Source organism: Stenotrophomonas pavanii, assembly GCF_900101175.1.
GTDB classification, from domain to species: domain Bacteria; phylum Pseudomonadota; class Gammaproteobacteria; order Xanthomonadales; family Xanthomonadaceae; genus Stenotrophomonas; species Stenotrophomonas pavanii.
Map to the genome: position 1 here is coordinate 66,916 of NZ_FNFQ01000007.1, position 22,397 is coordinate 89,312.

Annotated in this window: 19 protein-coding genes; 3 read left to right on the plus strand and 16 right to left on the minus strand. The window is 66.9% G+C overall.

Translation table 11 applies throughout. The annotated features are described in order from the left end of the window. Window positions 1-230 precede the first annotated feature (230 nt). From folD to ndk, 10 genes are all read right to left on the minus strand, one after another. Window positions 231-1,109 (minus strand): bifunctional methylenetetrahydrofolate dehydrogenase/methenyltetrahydrofolate cyclohydrolase FolD, encoded by an 879-nt coding sequence (gene folD / locus BLS66_RS13010; RefSeq protein ID WP_074726036.1) that lies wholly within the window; start codon window positions 1,107-1,109, stop codon window positions 231-233. Window positions 1,110-1,589: 480 nt separating this feature from the next. Then, window positions 1,590-3,422, minus strand: coding sequence for a monovalent cation:proton antiporter-2 (CPA2) family protein (locus tag BLS66_RS13015; protein WP_074726037.1), 1,833 nt, complete (start codon window positions 3,420-3,422; stop codon window positions 1,590-1,592). Between the two features lie 187 nt (window positions 3,423-3,609). After that, on the minus strand, window positions 3,610-4,746 hold the full coding sequence (gene moeB, locus BLS66_RS13020) for a molybdopterin-synthase adenylyltransferase MoeB (protein WP_074726038.1): 1,137 nt from the start codon (window positions 4,744-4,746) through the stop codon (window positions 3,610-3,612). 174 nt (window positions 4,747-4,920) lie between these two features. Then, window positions 4,921-6,318 carry a ribosome biogenesis GTPase Der gene (gene der, locus BLS66_RS13025; protein WP_057494082.1) on the minus strand — a complete coding sequence of 466 codons (1,398 nt, stop codon included), beginning with the start codon at window positions 6,316-6,318 and terminating at the stop codon, window positions 4,921-4,923. A 15-nt stretch (window positions 6,319-6,333) separates the two neighbouring features. Then, the gene (bamB, locus tag BLS66_RS13030) at window positions 6,334-7,542 is read right to left on the minus strand and encodes an outer membrane protein assembly factor BamB (RefSeq protein WP_049464719.1); all 1,209 of its coding nucleotides are present in this window, start codon (window positions 7,540-7,542) and stop codon (window positions 6,334-6,336) included. Next, window positions 7,542-8,180, minus strand: a complete 639-nt coding sequence (locus BLS66_RS13035; protein WP_014646859.1) for a YfgM family protein — start codon at window positions 8,178-8,180, stop codon at window positions 7,542-7,544. Before BLS66_RS13035 ends, bamB begins: the two co-directional genes overlap by 1 nt. 64 nt (window positions 8,181-8,244) lie before the next feature. Continuing rightward, window positions 8,245-9,117, minus strand: coding sequence for a helix-turn-helix domain-containing protein (locus BLS66_RS13040; protein ID WP_049464717.1), 873 nt, complete (start codon window positions 9,115-9,117; stop codon window positions 8,245-8,247). Window positions 9,118-9,135: 18 nt separating this feature from the next. Further along, window positions 9,136-9,921, minus strand: a complete 786-nt coding sequence (gene pilW, locus BLS66_RS13045; RefSeq protein WP_074726039.1) for a type IV pilus biogenesis/stability protein PilW — start codon at window positions 9,919-9,921, stop codon at window positions 9,136-9,138. Beyond that, window positions 9,908-11,113, minus strand: coding sequence for a dual-specificity RNA methyltransferase RlmN (gene rlmN / locus BLS66_RS13050; protein ID WP_049464712.1), 1,206 nt, complete (start codon window positions 11,111-11,113; stop codon window positions 9,908-9,910). Before rlmN ends, pilW begins: the two co-directional genes overlap by 14 nt. A gap of 10 nt (window positions 11,114-11,123) precedes the next feature. Then, the gene (gene ndk, locus BLS66_RS13055) at window positions 11,124-11,549 is read right to left on the minus strand and encodes a nucleoside-diphosphate kinase (RefSeq protein WP_005409295.1); all 426 of its coding nucleotides are present in this window, start codon (window positions 11,547-11,549) and stop codon (window positions 11,124-11,126) included. Window positions 11,550-11,863: 314 nt separating this feature from the next. Between ndk and BLS66_RS13060 the strand changes: the two genes are divergently transcribed. From BLS66_RS13060 to BLS66_RS13070, 3 genes are all read left to right on the plus strand, one after another. Then, complete coding sequence (locus tag BLS66_RS13060; protein ID WP_053463242.1) at window positions 11,864-12,529, plus strand: TetR/AcrR family transcriptional regulator; 666 nt, start codon at window positions 11,864-11,866, stop codon at window positions 12,527-12,529. Between the two features lie 26 nt (window positions 12,530-12,555). After that, window positions 12,556-14,928, plus strand: coding sequence for a 3-hydroxyacyl-CoA dehydrogenase/enoyl-CoA hydratase family protein (locus BLS66_RS13065; protein WP_049464708.1), 2,373 nt, complete (start codon window positions 12,556-12,558; stop codon window positions 14,926-14,928). A gap of 69 nt (window positions 14,929-14,997) precedes the next feature. After that, window positions 14,998-16,206: an acetyl-CoA C-acyltransferase gene (locus tag BLS66_RS13070; RefSeq protein ID WP_019661304.1), complete on the plus strand. Its 1,209-nt coding sequence runs from the start codon at window positions 14,998-15,000 to the stop codon at window positions 16,204-16,206. A 475-nt stretch (window positions 16,207-16,681) separates the two neighbouring features. Here BLS66_RS13070 and galU read toward each other — a convergent pair whose 3' ends face one another. The 6 genes from galU to BLS66_RS13100 all read right to left on the minus strand — a co-directional run bounded on the left by galU (window position 16,682) and on the right by BLS66_RS13100 (window position 22,319). Next, window positions 16,682-17,560, minus strand: coding sequence for a UTP--glucose-1-phosphate uridylyltransferase GalU (gene galU, locus BLS66_RS13075; RefSeq protein WP_074726040.1), 879 nt, complete (start codon window positions 17,558-17,560; stop codon window positions 16,682-16,684). Next, on the minus strand, window positions 17,557-19,470 hold the full coding sequence (locus BLS66_RS13080) for a polysaccharide biosynthesis protein (protein WP_049464485.1): 1,914 nt from the start codon (window positions 19,468-19,470) through the stop codon (window positions 17,557-17,559). Before BLS66_RS13080 ends, galU begins: the two co-directional genes overlap by 4 nt. 3 nt (window positions 19,471-19,473) lie before the next feature. Further along, window positions 19,474-20,463 (minus strand): MraY family glycosyltransferase, encoded by a 990-nt coding sequence (locus BLS66_RS13085; protein WP_049464484.1) that lies wholly within the window; start codon window positions 20,461-20,463, stop codon window positions 19,474-19,476. Between the two features lie 3 nt (window positions 20,464-20,466). Beyond that, window positions 20,467-21,645, minus strand: a complete 1,179-nt coding sequence (gene lapB / locus BLS66_RS13090) for a lipopolysaccharide assembly protein LapB (RefSeq protein WP_005416232.1) — start codon at window positions 21,643-21,645, stop codon at window positions 20,467-20,469. Between the two features lie 6 nt (window positions 21,646-21,651). Next, window positions 21,652-21,936, minus strand: coding sequence for a lipopolysaccharide assembly protein LapA domain-containing protein (locus BLS66_RS13095; protein WP_049464482.1), 285 nt, complete (start codon window positions 21,934-21,936; stop codon window positions 21,652-21,654). 77 nt (window positions 21,937-22,013) lie between these two features. Continuing rightward, window positions 22,014-22,319, minus strand: a complete 306-nt coding sequence (locus BLS66_RS13100) for an integration host factor subunit beta (RefSeq protein WP_005409286.1) — start codon at window positions 22,317-22,319, stop codon at window positions 22,014-22,016. Window positions 22,320-22,397 lie beyond the last annotated feature (78 nt).

Genomic DNA, 22,397 nt, shown 5'->3' on the forward strand with positions numbered 1-22,397 from the left:
ATGTGGGGAAGCGCGACATTTTACCCTGTTTTCGCGCCGCGTGGCAGGGGGTAGATGCGACGCAGTGTCGCGCCGGCGGCGATTGGTTCAGGGGCCCGGCTACCGCTTTGGTGGGTGCCAACCTTGGTTGGCACCGGTACCCCAGATGGGCCGATGGCCCTGATGGATGTGTGCCAACCCAGGTTGGCACCTACCAGGAGCAGGCCAACGGTTGCCCCCACCCCAAAAGGTCAGCTCAGCGCTTCCGCCGCTTCCAAGGTGTTCTGCATCAGCGTGGCCACGGTCATCGGGCCCACGCCGCCCGGAACCGGGGTGATCCAGCTCGCCCGCTGGGCGGCGGCCTCAAACCCAACGTCACCCACCAGCCGGCCGTCGTCCAGGCGATTGATACCGACGTCGATCACCACCGCGCCCGGCTTCACCCACTCGCCCGGCACGATGCCGGGGCGGCCCACCGCCACCACCAGGATGTCGGCGTTGCGCACGGCATGTTCCAGCACGTCCTTGGGGGTGAACTTGTGGCAGCTGGTCACGGTGCAGCCGGCGATGAGCAGCTCCAGGCCCATCGGGCGGCCGACATGGTTGCTCACGCCGACGATGGTGGCGTTGCGGCCGCGCACCGGCTGGTCGGTGTGGCCCAGCAGCGTGGTGATGCCGCGCGGGGTGCACGGGCGCAGGCCGAACTCGCGCAGGGCCAGGTGGCCGACGTTTTCCGGGTGGAAGCCGTCCACGTCCTTGCGCGGGTCGATGCGCTGGATCAGCCGGCGCGCGTCGGGGATGCCCGGCAGCGGCAGCTGGATCAGGATGCCGTTGATCTTCGGATCGGCGTTGAGCTGGTCGATCAGGTCGAGCAGCTCGGCTTCGGTGGTACCGGCCGGCAGGTCGTAATCGTGTGCCTCGATGCCGACCTTCTCGGCGGCGCGGCGCTTGTTGCGCACGTACACCGTCGAGGCCGGGTCGCCACCGACCAGCACCACGGCCAGGCCCGGGCGGCTGCCACCGGCGGCCACGCGGGCGTCGACGCGCACCTTCAGGCTGTCGAGCAGATCCTCGGCGATGCGGCGGCCATCAAGGATGCGGGCAGGATGCGGGGCGGCGGAATCAGTCATCGGGGGCAGGCGTGGAGCGGCGGGGACGCTATTGTCCCTGATTCAGGCCCCCTCGCCCACCGCCGTGCGCCGACTCCGCGCACCGGTAGTGCCGGCCGCTGGCCGGCAACCCCATGACCTCGGAACGTTCGCGCATCTGCCGGCCAGCGGCCGGCACGACCAACCACCGGCTTCGGCAATTCCCAAGACGGTAGTGCCGGCCGCTGGCCGGCACCCCATGACGTCGGAACGTTTCCGCATCCGCCGGCCAGCGGCCGGCACGACCAACCACCGGCTTCGGCAATTCCCCACACGGTCGTGCCGGCCGCTGGCCGGCAACCTCATGACGCCGGAAGGTTTCCGCATCTGCCGGCCAGCGGCCGGCACGACCAACCACCGGCTTCGGCAATTCCCAACACGGTAGTGCCGGCCGCTGGCCGGCAACCTCATGACGTCGGAACGTTTCCGTATTTGCCGGCCAGCGGCCGGCACTACCGGGCTTTACTCTTCTTCTTCCGGCACGTCCTGCGGGTTCAACGTCTTGCTTGCCCGCTTCGGCGCGGTGAACGGCGTCGGCGTCGGCACGCCCTGGCCGGAGTTGCCGAACACCATCTTGGCGCCGGCATTCAAACCACCACCGGCAATTTCCAACTCGAAACGCTCGGCGTCGCGGCGGCGGATCTGCTCGGCAATCTCCACCGCGTCGTCCTCATCCGCGCCCAGCTCCACCAGCGCGGCCTGGCCAAACAGCACCGCCGATTCAAACGTCTCGCGGATCTGGAAATCGACACCGGCATGGATCAGCCGCAGCGAATGCTCGCGGTCGAACGAACGCACCATCAGCTTGGCCTGCGGGAACTCGTGCGACACCAGTTCGACGATGCGGTCGGCGGCCTCGGCCTTGTCCACGCACACCGCAATCGCACGTGCGGTGGCCGCGCCCGAGGCATGCAGCACGTCCAGTCGCGTACCGTCGCCGTAATAGATCTTGAAACCGAAGCGCGCGGCGCTCTGGATCATCTCCACATCGTTGTCGATGATGGTCACGTCCACGTCGCGCGCCAGCAGCGACTGGCTGGCGACCTGGCCGAAGCGGCCGAAGCCGATCAGCAGCACGCTGCCGGACAGGCCCTCGGCTTCGTCCACGCCGTCCATGTTCACCGTCGGCTTCGGCGCGATGCGCTTGTAGACCAGCACCACCAGCGGGGTCAGCGCCATCGACAGCACCACCACCGCGGTGAAGTTGGCATTGATCTCCAGGTTGATCACGCCGGCCGATGCGGCGGCAGAGAACAGCACGAAGGCGAACTCGCCGCCCTGTGCCATCAGCACGCCCCGGTCCAGCGCCTGCGCGTGGTCGCTGCCCATGATGCGCGCGACCACGTAGATGCACAGCGCCTTGGCTGCCATCAGCGCCAGCACCAGGCCGAGGATCAGCTGCCAGTTGCCGGCCACCACGCCCAGGTCCAGCGCCATGCCCACGCTGAGGAAGAACAGGCCCAGCAGGATGCCGCGGAACGGCTCGATGTCCGCTTCGATCTGATGGCGGAAGGTCGACTCGCTCAGCAGCACGCCGGCCAGGAACGCGCCCATCGCCATCGACAGGCCGGACAGCTGCATCAGCAGTGCCGCGCCCAGCACCACCAGCAGCGCGGCGGCGGTCATCACCTCGCGCGCCTTCGATTCGGCCAGCACGCGGAACAGCGGATTGAGCAGGAAGCGGCCGACCAGCACCAGGCCGACGATGGCGCCCACGCCGATGGCCACCGACAACCAGCGTGAACCCTCGCCATCGGCACTGCCCGCGCTCGGCGCCATCCATGCCACCAGCGCCAGCAACGGCACGATCAACAGGTCTTCGAACAGCAGGATCGAAACGATCTTCTGCCCCGACGGCAGCGCGATGTCGCCGCGCTCGGCCAGCAGCTGCATCACCACCGCGGTGGAAGTGAGCACGAAGCCGGTGGCGCCGATGAAGGCAATCTGCCAGGGGAAGCCGAACAGCTTGGCGATGCTGGTCAGCACCAGCGCACAGGTGACGATCTGCAGCGTGCCCAGCCCGAAGATTTCCTTGCGCAGGCTCCACAGGTGCGAGGGCCGCATTTCCAGGCCGATCACGAACAGGAACATCACCACGCCGAGTTCGGCGGTATGCAGGATCGCCTGCGGGTCGGAGAACCAGCCCAGGCCGAACGGTCCGATCGCCAGGCCAGCAGCGAAGTAGCCCAGCACCGAGCCCAGGCCGGCCCGGCGGAACAAGGGCACCATCACCACCGCCGCGCCCAGCAGGGCGACGACCTTGACCAGCTCGCTGGTCGCTGCTTCTACCGCCATGCGGTGTGTTCCCCAAGATCCAGAATCGGGTTCAACAATAGAGCAATGCCGATGACGGCAATAGCACGCATGTTGCGCCGGATTGTCTTGAAGGTGGAACGATGGTGGGTAACCGCCCCAGCATCATCCCGAAACCAATGCACGTCGCTGTAGATCCACGCCCTGCGTGGATGACGCCCGGCCGGACTCACCCGCCCCGGCAGAACGCGGCGTAATCGATATACCCCGGGAACGGCACACCCGCCGCACACACCGGGCACTTCGGGTCGGGCCGGATGCCTGTCTCACGAAATCGCATGCCCAGCGCATCGAAGCGCAGCAGCCGACCGACGAGTGGTTCACCGATGCCCAGCAGCAGCTTCAGCACCTCGGTCGCCTGCAGCACGCCGGCCAGGCCAGGCAGCACGCCCAGCACGCCGGCCTCGGAACAGTTCGGCGCGAACTCCGGCGGCGGCGGCTCCGGGAACAGGCAGCGGTAGCACGGCGCCACGCCACGCTGGCGGCCAGCGTCAAACACGCTTACCTGGCCGTCAAAGCGCTCGATGGCGGCGTAGACCAGCGGCTTGGCGTGCTTGATGCAGGCGTCGTTGAGCAGGTAGCGCAGCGGGAAGTTGTCCGACCCATCCAGCACCACGTCCATGCCCTCAAGCAGCGTATCCACGTTCTCGGAGGTGACCCGCTCCGGCACCGCCTCGACCTCGATCGACGGATTCAACGCCAGCAGCCGTTCGCGCGCCGAATCGACCTTGAGCTGGCCGACGCTGGCTTCGGTATGCACGATCTGGCGGTGCAGGTTGCTGCGCTCCACGCGGTCGTGGTCGGCAAAACGCAGGTGCCCTACCCCGGCTGCCGCCAGGTAAAAACCGGCCGGCGCGCCCAAACCGCCGGCACCCAGCACCAGCACGCGCGATTGCTGCAGCCGGCGCTGGCCCGCCTCGCCCACCTGCGGCAGCAGCAGGTGGCGCGAATAGCGATCAAAGAAATCACGCTCGGCGGCGCTGGCCAGCGGCTGCACCAGCGGCAGTGACTGCTCGCGCCAGGCCACGGTGCCGCCGCTCACGGAAGCCACATGGGTGTATCCAGCCTCCAGCAGGCACTGCGCGGCATCGGCCGAGCGCTTGCCGCTCTGGCAGATCAGCAGGATCTCCTGGTCGTGCCGCGGCAGATGCGCGGCCGGGTCGGCCTGCAGTTCGCCCTTGGACACGCCGCGCGCGCCCTCTGCCATGCCGCCGGCCCGTTCGTGCGCCTCGCGCACATCGATCAGCACGGCGCCATGGGCCAGGCGCTCGCGTGCCTGTGCGGGGGAAAGCTCTGGGATGCTCATGGGCGCATTATCACGCACGTGGCGGCAGGCCGCCTTGGCCGATACCTGCAAACATGGGGGACTGCCGGCTGCTGGCCGGCATGGCCATGAACGCACGGGATGACGCGGGGTTGCCGGCCAGCGGCCGGCACTACCACAAACAAGAAAGGCGGCCCTGCGGCCGCCTTCTGTGAATCACTTGCCCTTGACGTGCTTCATCAAGCGCCGCTTGGCCTTGATCTGCCGCTCGGTGAGGACGTTCTTCTTGCCCTCGTACGGGTTGGTACCCTCGCGGAAGATGAAGCTCACCGGCGTGCCGATCAGCTTGAAGCGCTTGCGGAAGAAGTTCTCCAGGTAGCGCTTGTACGACTCCTGCAGTTCCTTCAGGCGGGTGCCGTGCACGATGAAGGTCGGCGGGTTGGAACCGGCCGGGTGCACGTAGCGCAGCTTGGAGACATGGCCGCGGATGGTCGGCGGCGGGTTGGTCTCGTAGGCCACTTCCAGCGCTTTGTTCACTTCGCTGGTGGTGAAGGTCTTGTTCGCCGATTCGTGCGCGCGGTGCACCGCACGGAACAGCTCGCGCAGGCCCGAGCCATGCTTGGCCGAGATGCGCACCGACTCGGCCCACGGCACGAAGCCCAGCTTCAGCGACAGCATGGTTTCGGCCTGCTCGCGCTGGTACTCGGTCAGGCCATCCCACTTGTTGATGGCGATCACCAGCGCGCGGCCCGCATCGAGCACGGCACCGAGCACGGTGGCGTCCTGGTCGGTCACGCCTTCGGTGGCGTCGAGCATCAGCACGGCCACCTGGCACTGCTCGATCGACTGCATGGTCTTGACCACCGAGAACTTCTCGACGACCTCGTCCACGCGCGAGCGACGGCGCAGGCCGGCGGTATCGATCAGGCGATATTCGCGGCCATCACGCTCCAGGTCCACCGCGATCGAGTCACGGGTGGTGCCCGGCACGTCGGAGGCGATCATGCGCTCCTCGCCGAGGATGCGGTTGACCAGGGTCGACTTGCCCACGTTCGGGCGGCCGACGAAGGCGATGCGGATGCGGTTCGGATCGTTGTCCAGCTCTTCGCCGCTGCCTTCTTCCGGCAGGCGCTGGATCACTTCGTCCAGCAGGTCATCCAGGCCCTGGCGATGCGCGGCCGACACGGTCAGCATCTCGCCGAAACCGTAACGGGCGAACTCGGAGCGGACGCTGTCCTCGTCGGTACCGTCGATCTTGTTGATCAGCAGCAGCGTCGGGCGCGACAGCTTGCGCAGCCAGGACAGGATCTCGTCGTCCAGCGCCGAGGTGCCCTCGCGGGCATCGACGACGAACAGGATCAGGTCCGCTTCGGCGGCCGCCGCACGCGCCTGGCGGGTGGTGGCACCGGCCAGGCCTTCGTCCTCACCGGCGATACCGCCGGTATCCACGACCAGGAAATGGTTGTCCTCGTCGAGGCGGCAGACGCCGTAGTTGCGATCGCGGGTGACGCCGGGCTGGTCATGGACCAGGGCGTCACGCGTGCGGGTCAACGCATTGAAAATGGTCGACTTGCCGACATTCGGCCGTCCAACCAGGGCGACCAAAGGCAGCATCGCGATTACTCCGTATTAATTTGCCAACCGGAAGGCGGTCAGCTTGCCATCCACGTTCTGCACCAGCAGCACCCCGTCTGCGACGACCGGCTGGGCCAGCAGGGCATCACCACCGCTCTTTGCCCGTGCCGCCATCGCACCATCGGAGGTCTGCAACCAGTGCACGTATCCTTTGTAGTCGCCGACCACCACGTAGTCGCCCTGCAGCGCCGGGCCGGTCAGCGAACGACGGGCCAAGGCGGTCTGCGACCACATCGCTGCGCCGCTGGCCTTGTCCAGGCCGAACACGCCGCCCTTGTTGTCGGTGACGAACACATTGCCCGACGACACCGCCACGCCGCCCGCACCGCCATGGTCGCGCGCCCACAGCGGGCGACCGGTGGGGCCTTCGATGGCCATGGTCTGGTTCTTGAAGCTGCTCACGTAGAGGGTGTTGCCCTCCAGCACCGGCGCGCCGTCGACGTCGGCCATGCGCTCCAGCTCGGTACGGCCTTCGCCGTTGCCCAGGTTCTGCTCCCACAGGGTGCGGCCATCCTGCTGGGCCAGGGCAGCAACCGCGCCCTCGTCCTTGCCGATGAACAGCACGCCCGGACCGGTCACCACCGGCGCGTTGCCGCGCACGGTCAGCGCCGGCAGCTCGCTCGGGTTGAACCACTTCTGGGTGCCGTTGCCGGCATCGAAGGCGGTGACGCGGCCATCGTTGCTGCGCACGTAGACCAGGCCCTGGGCCACGGCCGGCGCGGCAATGACTTCACCCGGGACACGGGCGCGCCACTTCTCGCTGCCGTCGTTGATGTCCAGCGCGATGACCTGGCCGTCCAGCGTGCCGATCACGACCAGGTTCTCACCGACACCCGGGCCGCCGGACAGGCGCAGCTTGGCCTTCTTCTTTTCCTTCTTCGGCTCCCAGGTCCAGACCTTCTTGCCGGTCTGCAGGTCGATGGCGTGCACGCCACCGGTGATCGCCGCAGCGAACACGTGGCCGTTGGCGACCGCCGGGCCCTGGCGCACACCGATGCGGCGCTCGCCCTTGCCGAGGTTGACCGACCAGACCTTGCTGACCTTCACGGTCGGCTCGAACTTGACCAGCTCAGCCGGTTCCTGTGCCTTCTTCGCGGCCGCGTCCTTGCCGGCGAACCAGCCCTTCATGGTGCTGCAGCCGGTCAGGGCCATGCCCATCAGGAGCACGGTGGCGACGCGGGTGATCATGACCTTCTGACTCATCAAACCGACTCCGCAGGGGCGGCGACGGTGCCGCCGGCGTCCATAACCTTGGTTTCCAGCAGGCGCCGCTGCGGCGCTGCCACGTCCAGCGTCTTCAGCGCCTTCTCGTACTGTGCACGGGCTTCATCACGCTTGCCCTGCGCCATCAGCGCATCGCCATGGATTTCCAGGCTGCTGCTGTCGGTGGCGCTGCCCAGCAGCTTGATGGCCTCGTCGCTCTTGCCGGTGGCCACCAGCAGGCGGGCCACGCGCTGGTCAACCACGCGCTGCAGGTCGCCTTCGACCTTCACATTGCGCAGGGTCGCCAGCGCTTCTTCGTTCTTGCCAGCGTCGACCTGGGCCTTGGCCAGCTGCAGCGCCGCGAGGTCACCGTAGATGCTGGACGGGCCGGCTTCGAGCGCCTTGACCGCCTTGGCGGCGTCGTCAAGCTTGTTCTGCTGCAGGCCCTGCAGGGCCTTCTGGTACTCGACATTGGCCGAGGCCAGCTTGCCGCCCTGATCCTTCTGGTACCACTGCCAGCCGGCAATGGCACCGATGGCGATGACTACGCCACCGAGGATGCTGGCGCCATTCTTCCGCAGCCAGCTGCGGACGCGTTCACTTTGTTCGTGCTCGTCGAGCAGATCGTCGATCGCCATGCGTACTCTCGCCCCGCCCATCGGGAGGGACCATTGGGATTATCGAAGGTGGTGAAACCGCGCCTCAGTGCGAAACCGGGACCACGGAGCCTTCAGAGGATACCTGAAAGCGTGCCACGTTGGCTCGCTGGTAGGGGGTCAGATCGACGATAGCGCCGTTCTGCTGAACCTGGACCGCCGAGGCGTTGCCCAGGGTCACCCGGGTCACCTGGCCCGGCGTGAAGCTGCGGGTTTCGCCGGACCTGATCAGCGCCTTCTCGACGGTGCTGCCGTCCGGGCCGCCGATGTCGACCCAGCTGTCGCCGCTGAACTGCATTTCGAGCGTGTTGCCAGCCGCTGCCGGGGCCGGGGCCGGACGCGGCACCGGGGCCAGCGAGGCCACGTACGGGGTGGCGGCCGGCTTGCTGGCCGGGGCGGTGGCCGTGTCAGCCGGGGCCGCGGCGTCGGTACCGGCGGCGGCCGGGGTCACCGGCACGGCGGCCGGGATCGCATCCAGCGAGGCGGTGTTCGGCGACGGAGTGGCGCTGTCGTCGAAATGGCCACGGGTGGCGAACCACACCGGCACTGCCAGGACTGCGGTGATGCCGACATACAGCACGCGCCGGCCAAGGTTCTCGGCGATGCGGCGCGCACGCGGGGTATGGGTATGACTGACCAGGGTGGGCGGAACCACCGGGCCGACCTGGGCCTGTTCCAGCAGCTGGCCTACGTCCACGTCGAGCAGGCGCGCATAGCTGCGCAGCTGGCCACGCACGAACACCGGCGCCCCCAGCTTCTGCCATTGTTCCTCTTCCAGCGACTTGACCACCTGGACCGGCATGCGCAGGCGCGAGCCGACATCTTCGAGGGTCAGTCCGGCCGCTTCACGGGCCTGGCGCAGGCGGGTGCCGCAGCCGGCCGCAGTCTCGAGAGCGCTCACAGTCTGGTCATCAATCACAATGCATCAACCCTGGAGTTAGGAGCCCGCTTCCTGCGGAAATTCCTGTCGAATCCGCTGCAGATAACGATCAGATGCCGCCCGATCGCCCAGCTTCACTTCGATTTGAGACGCAAGTTGTAACACGGAACGCGTTGCGGGTGCAGCCGCAATCCTACGTTCGGCGAAGGCCCGGGCCTCCATGTAGCGGCCCTGGCGGTAGCTCAGCTGGGCCATCGACTCCAGCGCGACCGGGTTGGCCGGGGCCGCCACGAGCGCCGCACGCAGGTCGCGTTCGGCACGTTCAAGCTGGCCCGCATCCAGTGCGCAACTGCCGGCATTGGCCTGCGCTTCGCCCGGGGTGGGATAGCCCGGCGCCTGCAGCGCGCGGTCGAACCAGACCAGCGATTCGGCCGGCCGGCCCTGCTGGCACAGCCAGGCACCGTAGTTGTTGAGCACGTCGCCGCGCTGCGGCGCCAGTTCGGCGGCCTTGCGGAAGTTCTCGCCGGCCTGCCGGGTGCGGCCACGACGGTCGTCGATACCGGCCTGCAGCACCAGCGCGTCGGGGGCCTCGGGCGCAAGTTTCAGCGCGTCGCGCACCTTGCGCTCGGCAGCATCGAGGTTGCCGACCTGCAGATCGCGGGTCGCCAGCGTCAGCAGGTCGCGCCAGCGCACTTCGCGCCGGACGCTTTCCGGGTCACCGACCGAATAGACCGGGGCCTGGCTCGGGCCGAGCTTGGCCTTGGGATGGGATTTGCAGCCACCGACCGCGACGGCCAGCACGCCTGCGCACAGCACCAGCCAGAGGCGGTCAGGCTGCGGCATCGCTCCCCTTCCCCGCCTGCAGCGTCTTGTTGAACTCCGCCTGGCGGCGGGTGCGGTCCATCACCTGGCCCTTGAGCTGGCCACAGGCGGCGTCGATGTCGTCGCCACGGGTGCGGCGGACCATGGTCAGCACGTTGCTGTCGAGAAGGATCTTCTGGAAGGCGCGGATGTTGGCCTCCTCGGAACGCTCGTAGCGGGTGCCCGGGAACGGATTGAACGGGATCAGGTTGACCTTGCCCGAATCCTTGGCCTGCACCGCGTTGTCGAACTGGCGCATCAGGCGCGCCAGCTCGCGGGCATGCTCGGGCTTGTCGTTGATGCCCTTCATCAGCGTGTATTCGAAGGTGACCGATTCGCGGCGCTTGTTGGCGCGCAGGTAGCGCGCGCAGGAGGCCATCAGCTCGGCGATCGGGTACTTCTTGTTGAGCGGCACCAGGGTCTCGCGCAGCGCGTCGTTCGGCGCATGCAGCGACACCGCCAGCGACACGTCGCTCTCGGCGGACAGGCGGTCGATCTGCGGCACCAGGCCGGAGGTCGACAGGGTCACGCGCTTGTTGGCCAGGCCGTAGCCCAGGTCGTCGCGCATCACGCTCATGGCGCGCACGACGTTGTCGAAATTCATCAGCGGCTCGCCCATGCCCATCATCACCACGTTGGTGAGGCGGCGCATCTGGTGCGGCACGTTGCCCAGGTGGCGCGCGGCGACCCACACCTGGCCGATGATCTCGGCGGTGGTCAGGTTGCGGTTGAAGCCCTGGGTGGCGGTGGAGCAGAACGTGCAGTTCAGACCGCAGCCGACCTGCGAGGACACGCACAGCGTGCCGCGGGTCTTGTCCGGGATGTACACGGTCTCGATGGCGTTCTTGCCATCCACGCCCATCGCCAGCAGCCACTTGTGGGTGCCGTCGGCGGAGGGCTTGTCGAACACGATGTTGGGGACAACGACCTCGGCATGGGCCTGCAGCTTGGCGCGCAGGACCTTGCCGAGATCGGTCATTTCATCGAAGTCGGTGACGTAGCGATGGTGGATCCACTTCATCACCTGGTGGGCACGGAACTTCTTTTCGCCGAGAACCTCGACGAAAAACTTCTCCAGGCCCGCGCGATCGAGGTCGAGCAGGTTCTGCTTGCCAGCCGTGGGTGCCGACTTCGGCAGCGGCTGGATGGCGGGGGACTGTACGACCTCGTTCACGGCATTACTCTCAGCGCGAGACGACTTCGGTGGCGGCGAAGAAGTAGGCGATTTCAATCGCGGCATTCTCGACCGAGTCCGAGCCGTGGGCGGCGTTGGCATCGATGGATTCGGCGAAGTCGGCGCGGATGGTGCCCGGCGCGGCTTCCTTCGGGTTGGTGGCGCCCAGCAGGTCGCGGTGGGCCAAGACGGCGTTCTCGCCTTCCAGGGCCTGGATCATCACCGGGCCGGAGATCATGAACTCGACCAGCGCGTTGAAGAACGGACGCTCGCGGTGCACGGCGTAGAAGCCTTCGGCTTCACGGCGCGACAGCTGCTTGTACTTGGCGGCCACGACCTTCAGGCCGGCCTTCTCGAAGCGGGCGTAGATTTCGCCGATGACGTTCTTGGCAACGGCGTCCGGCTTGATGATCGAAAGGGTGCGCTCCAGCGCCATGGGATGTCTCCAATGGAATCGGGCCGCGGATGGCCCGAAGGGTAACATGAAAAAAACCCGCGTCGGGACGCGGGCTTAGCCTGATAAACGTAGGCGAATTGTAAAAGATAAAGCGCTGGCGTGGTAGTGCCGGCCGCTGGCCGGCATTGGGCGCCATTCAACCGCGGGGCTGCCGGCCAGCGGCCGGCACTACCCCCATTCACCCAGCTGAGTGGATTCTGACCGTCCGGGCCATTTTTGCTGCACTGCAAAATGCCATACGCTACCGTCTGGTCCTAGTATCAAACAATCGTTTGATTAAGGTCCGCCCGCCGATGGCCAAACCCGCCCACTTCTCGACCAAGGACCGGATCCTCGGCGCGGCCGAGGAGCTGTTCGCACAGCACGGCTTCGCCGGTACCTCGCTGCGCCAGGTGACCAGCCAGGCCGACGTCAACATCGCAGCGGTCAACTACCACTTCGGCTCCAAGGAAAACCTGGTCAACGAGGTATTCCGCCGCCGCATGGACGAGATGACCGGCGCCCGTCTGGCGCAGCTCGAGCGCGCCCGCAGCGAACACCCCGGGCAGCTGCGCCCGGTGCTGGCCGCCTTCGTCGAACCGGCACTGGCACTGGCCCAGGACCGCCAGAACGGCGGCGCTTTCGTGCGCGTGATCGCCCGCGCCTACGCCGAGAAGAACGACAACCTGCGCAAGTTCCTGTCCGACCACTACGGCCACGTGCTGCGTGCGTTCGGCAAGGCCATCGGCGAGTGCGTGCCCGGCCTGAGCAAGGAAGAGCTGTACTGGCGCCTGGACTTCCTGGCCGGTTCGCTCACCTATGCCATGGCCGACTTCGGGCTGATCAAGCGTCCCGCCGGTGTCACCGAAGCGGCGCATCGTGCCCATGCCGCCCACGAACTGATCCATTTCGCCGAAGCCGGGTTCCGCGCCGCCGCACGCGCCAGCGCCCTGCCCGCTTCCCTTGATTCCACCCAGTAACTGCTGACCAACAAAGGCCTTACACCATGTCCAATTCCCTGCTAGTCCGCCGCGCCGCCGTGCTGGGTGCCGGCGTCATGGGTGCCCAGATCGCCGCCCACCTCACCAACGCGGGCGTCGACACCGTGCTGTTCGACCTGCCTGCGAAGGAAGGCCCGGCCGACGGCATCGTGCTGAAGGCGATCGCCAACCTGGGCAAGCTGAGCCCGGCGCCGCTGGCCAGCAAGTCGCTGGCCGAAGCCATCACCCCGGCCAACTACGACTCCGGCCTGGAGCAGCTGAAGGACTGCGACCTGATCATCGAGGCCATCGCCGAGCGCATGGACTGGAAGCAGGACCTGTACAAGAAGATCGCGCCGTTCGTGGCCGACCACGCGGTGCTGGCCTCCAACACCTCCGGCCTGGGCATCAACAAGCTGGCCGACGTGCTGCCCGAGCAGCTGCGGCACCGCTTCTGCGGCGTGCACTTCTTCAACCCGCCGCGCTACATGCACCTGGCCGAGCTGATTCCGGCCACCACCACCGATGCCGCCGTGCTGGAAGGCCTGGAAGAATTCCTGGTCACCACCCTGGGCAAGGGCGTGGTGTACGCCAAGGACACCCCGAACTTCATCGGCAACCGCATCGGCGTGTTCTCGATCCTGTCGACCATCCACCACACCCAGCAGTTCGGCCTGGGCTTCGATGAAGTGGACGGCCTGACCGGTCCGCTGGTCGGCCGCCCGAAGTCGGCCACCTACCGCACCTCCGACGTGGTCGGCCTGGACACCATGGCCCACGTCATCAAGACCATGGGCGACACCCTGCCGAACGACCCGTGGCATGCATTCTTCAAGTCGCCGAAGTGGCTGGACGCGCTGATCGCCAAGGGCGCGCTGGGCCAGAAGACCGGTGCCGGCATCTTCCGCAAGGTCGGCAAGGACATCGTCGTGCTGGACCTGGAGAAGCAGGACTACCGCCCGGCCGATCGCACCGCCGCCCCGGAAGTGGTCGAGATCCTGAAGATCAAGAATCCGGCCGAGAAGTTCGCCAAGCTGCGCGAAAGCCAGCACCCGCAGGCGCAGTTCCTGTGGGCGACCTTCCGCGACCTGTTCCACTACAGCGCCTACCATCTGGCCGACATCGCCGAGACCGCGCGCGACGTCGACCTGGCCATCCGCTGGGGCTACGGCTGGTCGCTGGGCCCGTTCGAAACCTGGCAGGCCGCCGGCTGGAAGCAGGTGGCACAGTGGATCGCCGATGACATCGTCGCCGGCAAGAGCATGAGCAATGCGCCGCTGCCGGACTGGGTGTTCGATGGCCGCGACGGCGTGCATGCCGCCGAAGGCAGCTACAGCCCGTCGCGCAACGCCAAGCTGCCGCGCTCGTCGCTGCCGGTGTACCAGCGCCAGCGCTTCCCGGACCCGCTGCTGGGCGAGACCTTCGCGCCGGGCGAGACCGTGTTCGAGAACGACGGCCTGCGCATGTGGCATGACGGCGATGGCATCGCCGTGGTCAGCTTCAAGACCAAGATGAACACCGTGTCCGACCAGGTGCTGGACGGCCTGCAGGAATGCGTGAGCCGCGCCGAGAAGGACTTCCAGGGCCTGGTGATCTGGCAGCAGAAGGAGCCCTTCTCCGCCGGTGCCGACCTGGCCGGCGCGCTCGGCCTGCTGCAGGCCGGCAAGGTCGACCAGTTCGAAGAAATGGTCGCCAACTTCCAGCGCACCAGCCAGCGCATCAAGTACTCGCTGGTGCCGGTGGTGGCCGCCGTGCGTGGCCTGGCCCTGGGTGGCGGCTGCGAGTTCCAGATGCACAGCGCCAAGACCGTGGCCTTCCTGGAAAGCTACATCGGCCTGGTCGAGGCCGGCGTCGGCCTGCTGCCGGCGGGTGGCGGCCTGAAGGAACTGGCCGTGCGCGCCTCCCAGGCCGCCGGCCCGGGTGGCGACGTGTTCGCCGAACTGAAGAAGACCTTCGAGACCGTGGCGATGGCCAAGGTGTCCAACTCGGCGGTCAACGCCAAGGAACTGGGCCTGCTGCGCAGCACCGACAAGGTGGTGTTCAACAGCTACGAGGCCCTGCACATCGCCAAGGCCGAAGCACGCGCCCTGGCCGAAGCGGGCTACCGCCCGCCGCTGCCGGCACGCCGCATCCAGGTGGCCGGTGACGTCGGCATCGCCACCTTCAAGATGATGCTGGTCAACATGCTGGAAGGCCGCTTCATCAGCCCGTACGACTACGAGATCGCCGAGCGCATCGCCACCGTGCTGTGCGGCGGCAAGGTCGATCGCGGCACCCTGGTCGACGAAGAGTGGCTGCTGACCCTGGAGCGCAAGCACTTCGTCGAACTGGCCCAGCAGGAAAAGACCCAGGCCCGCATCGCGCACATGCTGAAGACCGGCAAGCCGCTGCGGAACTGACGGAAGACATCGGTAGTGCCGGCCGCTGGCCGGCAACCTCTTCCAACCCCTATTCAAGAGATCATTGCAATGACCAAGCAAATCCAGGACGCCTACATCGTCGCCGCCACCCGCACTCCGGTTGGCAAGGCGCCCAAGGGCATGTTCCGCAACACCCGCCCCGACGACATGCTTGCGCACGTGCTGCGCAGCGTCGTCGCCCAGGCCCCGGGCGTGGACGTCAACCGCATCGATGACGCGATCATCGGCTGCGCCATGCCCGAAGCCGAGCAGGGCATGAACGTGGCGCGCATCGGCGTGCTGCTGGCCGGCCTGCCCAACACCATCGCCGCGCAGACCGTGAACCGCTTCTGCTCCTCCGGCCTGCAGGCCGTGGCGCAGGCCGCCGACGCGATCCGCCTGGGCAACGCCGACCTGATGCTGGCCGGCGGCACCGAGTCGATGTCGATGGTGCCGATGATGGGCAACAAGATCGCGATGGCACCGAGCGTGTTCGACAACGACCACGTGGCCATCGCCTACGGCATGGGCATCACCGCCGAAAAGGTGGCCGAAGAGTGGAAGGTCTCGCGCGAAGACCAGGACGCCTTCGCCCTGGCCTCGCACCAGAAGGCCATGGCCGCGATCCAGAACGGCGAATTCAAGGACGAGATCAGCCCGTACGAGATCGTCTCGCACCTGCCGGACCTGGCCGATGGACAGCGCATCATCACCCGCAACAAGATCGCCGACACCGACGAAGGCCCGCGCCCGGATTCCTCGGCCGAAGGCCTGGCCAAGCTGCGCCCGGTGTTCCGCAACGGCCAGTTCGGCGGCACCGTCACCGCTGGCAACTCGTCGCAGATGAGCGACGGCGCCGGCGCCGTGCTGCTGGCCTCGGAGCAGGCGATCAAGGATTACGGCCTGACCCCGCTGGCGCGTTTCGTCAGCTTCTCGGTGGCCGGCGTGCGCCCGGAAGTGATGGGCATCGGCCCGATCGCCGCGATCCCGAAGGCACTGAAGCAGGCCGGCCTGACCCAGGACCAGCTGGACTGGATCGAGCTCAACGAAGCCTTCGCCGCGCAGTCGCTGGCGGTGATCCGCGACTGCGGCTTGGACCCGGCCAAGGTCAACCCGCTGGGCGGCGCGATCGCCCTGGGCCACCCGCTGGGCGCGACCGGCGCGATCCGCACCGCGACCCTGCTGCACGGCCTGCGTCGTCGCCAGCAGAAGTACGGCATGGTGACGATGTGCATCGGCACCGGCATGGGCGCGGCGGGTATTTTCGAGGCGCTGTAAGGTTCAAGGCGTTGCCTCGATGGGCTTCATGGCGTGGGCCGGGTTGGCAGGGCTGCCCGGGACACGCCGTGAACCCTTCCACGGGGGCTCGATGGCGCCATCCATGGCGCCAACGGTCCCGGGCAGCCCTGCCAACCCGGCCCTTCCAGCCTCCCCGCGGCGGAGGGATGAGCAAAGGCAGGGTCAAAGGCCGGGGTCAGATCCCTTGCTGCGCAAAGGGATCTGATCCCAACCCACGAAAAAAGGCAGCCAGTGGCTGCCTTTTTGCTTTTGCTCTTGCCCTTGATTCCGCCCTTCCCGTCCGCGCCCGCAGGAAAACTGACAGGCGGGACGGGTGGGCCGTTGCAGGACCGTTGGCGCCATGGATGGCGCCATCGAGCCCCCATGGACGGGTTTACGGCGTGTCCTGCAACGGCCCACCCGTCCCGCCCATCACGTATCAATCAAAGCGCTGACGGAGCGCTTGATAAACCCCTTATTCCGTCAGCATCGCCGCCAGCTTCTCCCGCGCCGGGCCGGCCAGCTTCGGGTTGTCCAGCGCGAAGCGGATCGTCGCCTCCACCAGGCCCAGATGCGTGCCGCAGTCGAAGCGGGTGCCCTCGAAACGATAGGCGTCGACCTCTTCGGTCTTCAACAGCTCGGCAATCGCATCGGTCAGCTGGATCTCGCCGCCGGCACCGGTCTGGGTCTGTTCAAGCAGCTCGAAGATCTTCGGGCTCAGTACATAACGGCCGACCACCGCCAGGTCGCTCGGCGCGTCCTCCGGCTTCGGCTTCTCGACGATCTGCGAAATGCGGCCCTTGCGGCCATCGAACGCCTCGGTGGCGACGATGCCGTAGCTGGCGGTCTTCTCGTGCGGCACGTCTTCCACCGCAATCACGCTGGCACCGCTGGCCTCATTGAGGTCGGCCATCTGCTTCAGCGCACCGGCACCGCGGTTCCAGATCAGATCGTCGGGCAGCAGCACCGCGAACGGCTCGTCGCCGATCACGGCCTTGGCACACAACACCGCATGCCCCAGGCCCAGCGCCTCGGCCTGGGTCACGAAAATCGCGCGCACGCCATTGGGCAGCACGTGCCGGATCAGCTCCAGTTGTTCCTGCTTGCCGGCACGCTCGAGCTTCTGCTCCAGCTCGTAGGCCTTGTCGAAATAGTCGGCCACCGCGTGCTTGTAGCGGTTGGTGATGAACACCAGGGTGTCGCAGCCGGCCTCGATGGCTTCATCCACGGCGTACTGGATCAGCGGCCGATCAATGATCGGCAGCATCTCCTTCGGCACAGTCTTGGTTGCTGGCAGAAAACGCGTCCCCAGGCCTGCCACCGGGAATACTGCCTTGCGAATTCGCTTGCTCATTGGTGCCTGTTCGCCTCACGTGCCGGAAAGGGCACGACTTTAGCGGATGAAATGTAAGCATCCTGTTCGATTGGCGAGAATTCCGGCATCGTCGCAAACAGGATTTCCTGGATGCTGGCCGTGTCGTAGCTGGCAATCGCCTCACGCAGGCGCGGCACGTTGCCCAGCACCAGGTCGCGCGAGAACGCACGCACGCCAGCCTCGAGAATCTTGGGATGCGCGGTCGAGCGGTAGTCCTCGTCCGAATAGAACAGCGTCTCGTGCAGTTTCTCGCCCGGACGCAGGCCGGTATAGATGATCGGGATGTCCTTGTACGGCTGCTTGCCGGTCAGGCGGATCATCTGTTCGGCCAGCACGCGGATCGGCACCGGCTCGCCCATGTCGAGCGTGTAGATCGCGCCATGCGACGCGGAGGCGGCCGCCTGCAGGATCAGCTGGCAGGCCTCGGGAATGGTCATGAAGTAACGGCTGACTTCCGGATCGGTGACCGTGACCGGGCCACCGCGCAGGATCTGCTCGCGGAACAGCGGCACCACGCTGCCGGCCGACGCCAGCACGTTGCCGAAGCGCACCGTGACAAAACGGGTATGCGTGGACTTCTGGTCCAGGCTCTGGCAGATCATCTCGGCGTAGCGCTTGCTCGCGCCCAGCGCATTGACCGGGTCGACCGCCTTGTCGGTGGAGATGAACACGAAATGCTCCACGCGGGCTTCCAGGCAGGCGCGGGCCACGTTCTCGGTCGCCAGGATGTTGTTGCGCACCGCTTCGCGCAGCTGGCGCTCCAGCACCGGAACGTGCTTGTAGGCGGCGGCATGGAAGGCGGTATCGACCGGGTGCAGCGACAGCGCGTGGCGGATCACCGCCGGGTCACCGCAGTCGCCCAGCACCGCCTCGATCTCGACATCGGGGAAGCTGCGACGCAGCTCGCCCTCGATGGTCAGCAGCAGCAGCTCGCTGATCTCCAGCAGGATGATGCGACCGGCACCATGCCGCGCGCACTGGCGGCACAGCTCCGAGCCGATCGAACCACCGGCGCCGGTCACCATCACGGTGCGCCCACCCAACCAGCCGCGGATCAGGTTCCAGTCCGGCATGATCGGCTTGCGCCCCAGCAGGTCCTCGATCGCCACTTCCTTCAGCTGCCCAGGCAGCGACTGGCCCTGCAGGATGTCACTCAGCTTGGGCACGGTACGGAACGGCACGCCGGTGCTTTCGCAGATCGCCACCACGCGCTGCATGCCCGCAGCATCCAACGAGGGCATGGCGATGACCAGCAGCTTGGCGGCAGTCTCGCGGACCACCGTCGGTGCGTCGTCCAGGGTGCCGAGGATCGGCAGGCCCTGCAGCTTGGCGCCACGCAGGTGCGGTGCATCGTCGAGCAGGCCGACCGGCTCGAAGTTGCCGGAACGGCGCAGGTCACGCACCAGGGTCTCGGCCGCCTGGCCGGCACCCAGGATCAGCACGCGGCGGGCGCTGGAATCGGACTGCAGCGCCTGGTAGTCCTTCCAGGCCCGGTACAGCAGGCGCGGCGCGCCCAGCAGGGCCGACAGCGCGAACGGATAGATCACCAGCACCGACATCGGCACGCCGTCGAAGCGCTTCCACATCAGCACCAGCACGATGGCCACCATGCCGATGAAGCTGGCCTTGAAGATGTTCAGCAGGTCGCTGACGCTGGCGAACCGCCACAGGCCGCGATACAGGCCCACGCGCCAGAACACCAGGCCCTGCAGCAGCAGCACCAGGGTGGTATCGACGTTCCACAGGGGCAGCGCCGGGGCGTTGGGGAGGATCGAGTAGCGCCCCGCATGGAGCAGCTGCCAGCATGCCCAGACCATGAAAAGGTCGTGGCAGACGATGGCCGAACGCGGCATCAGGCCGAGGATTCTGTCCCGCCAGGGTGAAGCCATAAGTCAGGTATTTCCTTGTCGGTAGCGCATTCCATTGCGCAGGAGGAGCCAGAGGACGCTCAGCGCGGTGAACCACGCGATCGCCACGGCAGCCTCCCACCTCGGCTGCAGATTGGAGCAGACATTGAACACTGTAATGCTGAACAGGCCCAAAGCAAAGTACATCCCTGTCACCTGGGGGTGACTGGCTCCTGCCTGCACCGCGCGCTGGTAGACGTGCTGGGTATGGGGTTCCATCCAGCGTTGTCCTGAAATGATGCGCGCCAGCAGTGTGAAGCCCGCGTCCACGAGGAACGGCGAAACCGGTACCAGCAGCAGGATCCAGTTGATATCGGTGCGCACGCTGGCGAGCGCCAGCACGGCCGCGACCGCGTATCCCAGCGCTCCACTTCCGACATCGCCCATGAAGATCCGGGCCCGCGGGAAGTTGAACGGCAGGAATCCCAGGCAGGCCAGGCCCAGCGCCACCGCAGCCAGCGAGTACGGCCAGGGCAGCACCGGCGCCAGCCCCAGCATCGCTACGACGGCCTGGCTGGCGGCGATGCCGTTGATGCCGTCCATGAAATTCCAGATGTTGATCAGCGAGGCAGTGAACAGCAGCACCAGCGTGGCCAACAGCCAGCTTCCGCCGTTCACCTTGACCAGGCCGGCCAGCAGCGCCGCAGCGATGAAGTGCACCAGCAGGCGACGCATCGCCGGCAGGGGCTTGTGGTCGTCCCACCAGCCGATGCCGGCCACCAGCACCAGCCCAAGGCTGGCCACCAGCAAACTGGGAGTCGCTTCGGGCCAGGCCCACATGGCCACGCCAGCAGTCACCAGCAGGCTGATGACAATGGCGATGCCGCCACCGCGCGGGGTGGCAACGCTATGGCTGCGGCGTTCGCCGGGCTGGTCCATCAACTGCCGGCGCAGTGCGTAGCCGCGTGCCGCCCACGTCAGCAGCGCGCTCAGCAGGGCGAGCGCCAGCAGCGCGCCCATCACAAGCCAGGGCATGGATCAGAGCACCGCGTAATTCAGCAGCGGCTTGACCGTCCCCCACTCCTTGCAGCTCGGGCACTGCCAGTGGTGGGTGCGCGCGCCGAAGCCGCAGCGGGTGCAGCGATAGGCCGGGTTGCGCACCAGCAGCTGGTCGGTGATGTGCTTGAGGTCGTGCAGGGTGGCCGTGGAATCGGCGCCCTCGGCCAGGGTCAGGTCGATCAGCGCGGACTCGCCACGCACCGACGGACGATCCTTGAGCTGGCGGCCCAGGTAGGCACGCGCCGGCGCCACGCCCTCCTGCTCTTCCATCAGGCGCGTCAGCGCCAGTACCGGGGCGATGCCGCGGTAATGCTCGGTCATCTCCGACAGGAACGCGCGTGCGCCTGCCAGGTCGCCAACCTTGCGGTAGTTCTGCATCAAGGCCGGCAGCAGTTCCGGCAGGTATTCGGGATCGTTGCGCGCGGCGCGCTCGAAGGCGCGTACGGCCGCCTCCGGGTTGCCGGCGTCGGTCTCCAGGCGGCCCTCGATGATGCCGGCGCGCACCGACATCGCGTCGGCCTGGTAGGCCCGCGCAATCGCTGCCCTCGCCTCTTCCAGCTTGCCGGCGCCACGGAACCGCTCGGCCAGTTCGCATTCGAACTGCCCGATCAGCTTGCCCATCGGCTCGCCGGTGACATCCTCGAAACGGGTGGCGTTGTCGATCGCCTTTTCCCAGTCACGCTCGGCCTGGTAGATACCGATCAGGTGCTTGAGCGCCTGGGGGGCGCGCTGGTCCAGCTGCGCCAGCTCGGTGAACACGGTCTCGGCACGATCCAGCAGGCCGGACTTCATGTAGTCCTCGCCCAGCGCCAGCAGAGCCTGCACGCGCTGTGCATCACTGAGGTCGTGACGGTTGACCAGGCCCTGGTGCAGGCGGATGGCACGGTCGACTTCGCCGCGGCGGCGGAACAGGTGGCCCAGCGCGACCTGGGTCTCGAAGGTTTCCTTGTCCAGCTCGGCAATGTGCAGGAACAGCTCGATGGCCTTGTCCGGCTGCTCGTTGAGCAGGTAGTTCAGGCCCCGGAAATAGGTGCTCGACAGGCGGCTGACCTGGCTGTCACCGTGGCGTTGGCCGCCGCGACGTCCGATCACCCACCCGGCCAGTGCGGCCAGCGGAACGAACAGGAAAAACCAGAACCACTCGGTGACGAAATCCATCTTCGATCAACGTCCATCAAAAGATTGGTTGGAAGCGACCGGTGCCGGCGAAGCGACAGCGGACTTGTTGGCGCGGCGCAGCTGGCCGTAGAGCGGAATGACCACGCTCACCAGCACCAGCCCGGCACCGACCACCACACCGACCAGCAGCGCGGCGATCAGGGCCACGCCCACCGAGGTGTGCAGTTGGGTAAACAGCAGGTTGATCGACATCGCGGTCATGTTGACCGCACCAATGATCAACCCAAGGATCAGCACCGCCAGCAGGACCAGCAGACGAAAAACCTTCATGCGACAGCTCCAGTGGCAGGAGTCCGTAGCTTATCCGACTCGCGGCTGGATTCGCACGCGGTGGCGCGACGGCAGGCTCAGGCCGGATCGGCGTCCAGCGGCAGCACGCTGCTGACCCGCTCGCGCAGTTCCTTGCCCGGCTTGAAATGGGGGACATGCTTGCCCGGCAGGGCAACCGATTCGCCGGTCTTCGGGTTGCGGCCCAGGCGCGGCGGACGATAGTGCAGCGAGAAGCTGCCAAAACCACGGATTTCGATGCGATCCCCGGCGGACAGCGATCCGCCCATCATTTCCAGCAACGACTTCACCGCCAGATCGACATCATCGGCCTTCAGGTGCGCCTGCCGGCGCGCAAGGATTTCGATCAGTTCGGATTTGGTCATCACCGGCTCACATCAGGGGCATCTCAGCCTGAAACGGCCCGGGCAGAAGCCCGGGCCGTCCAGGAAACAACAAACAGC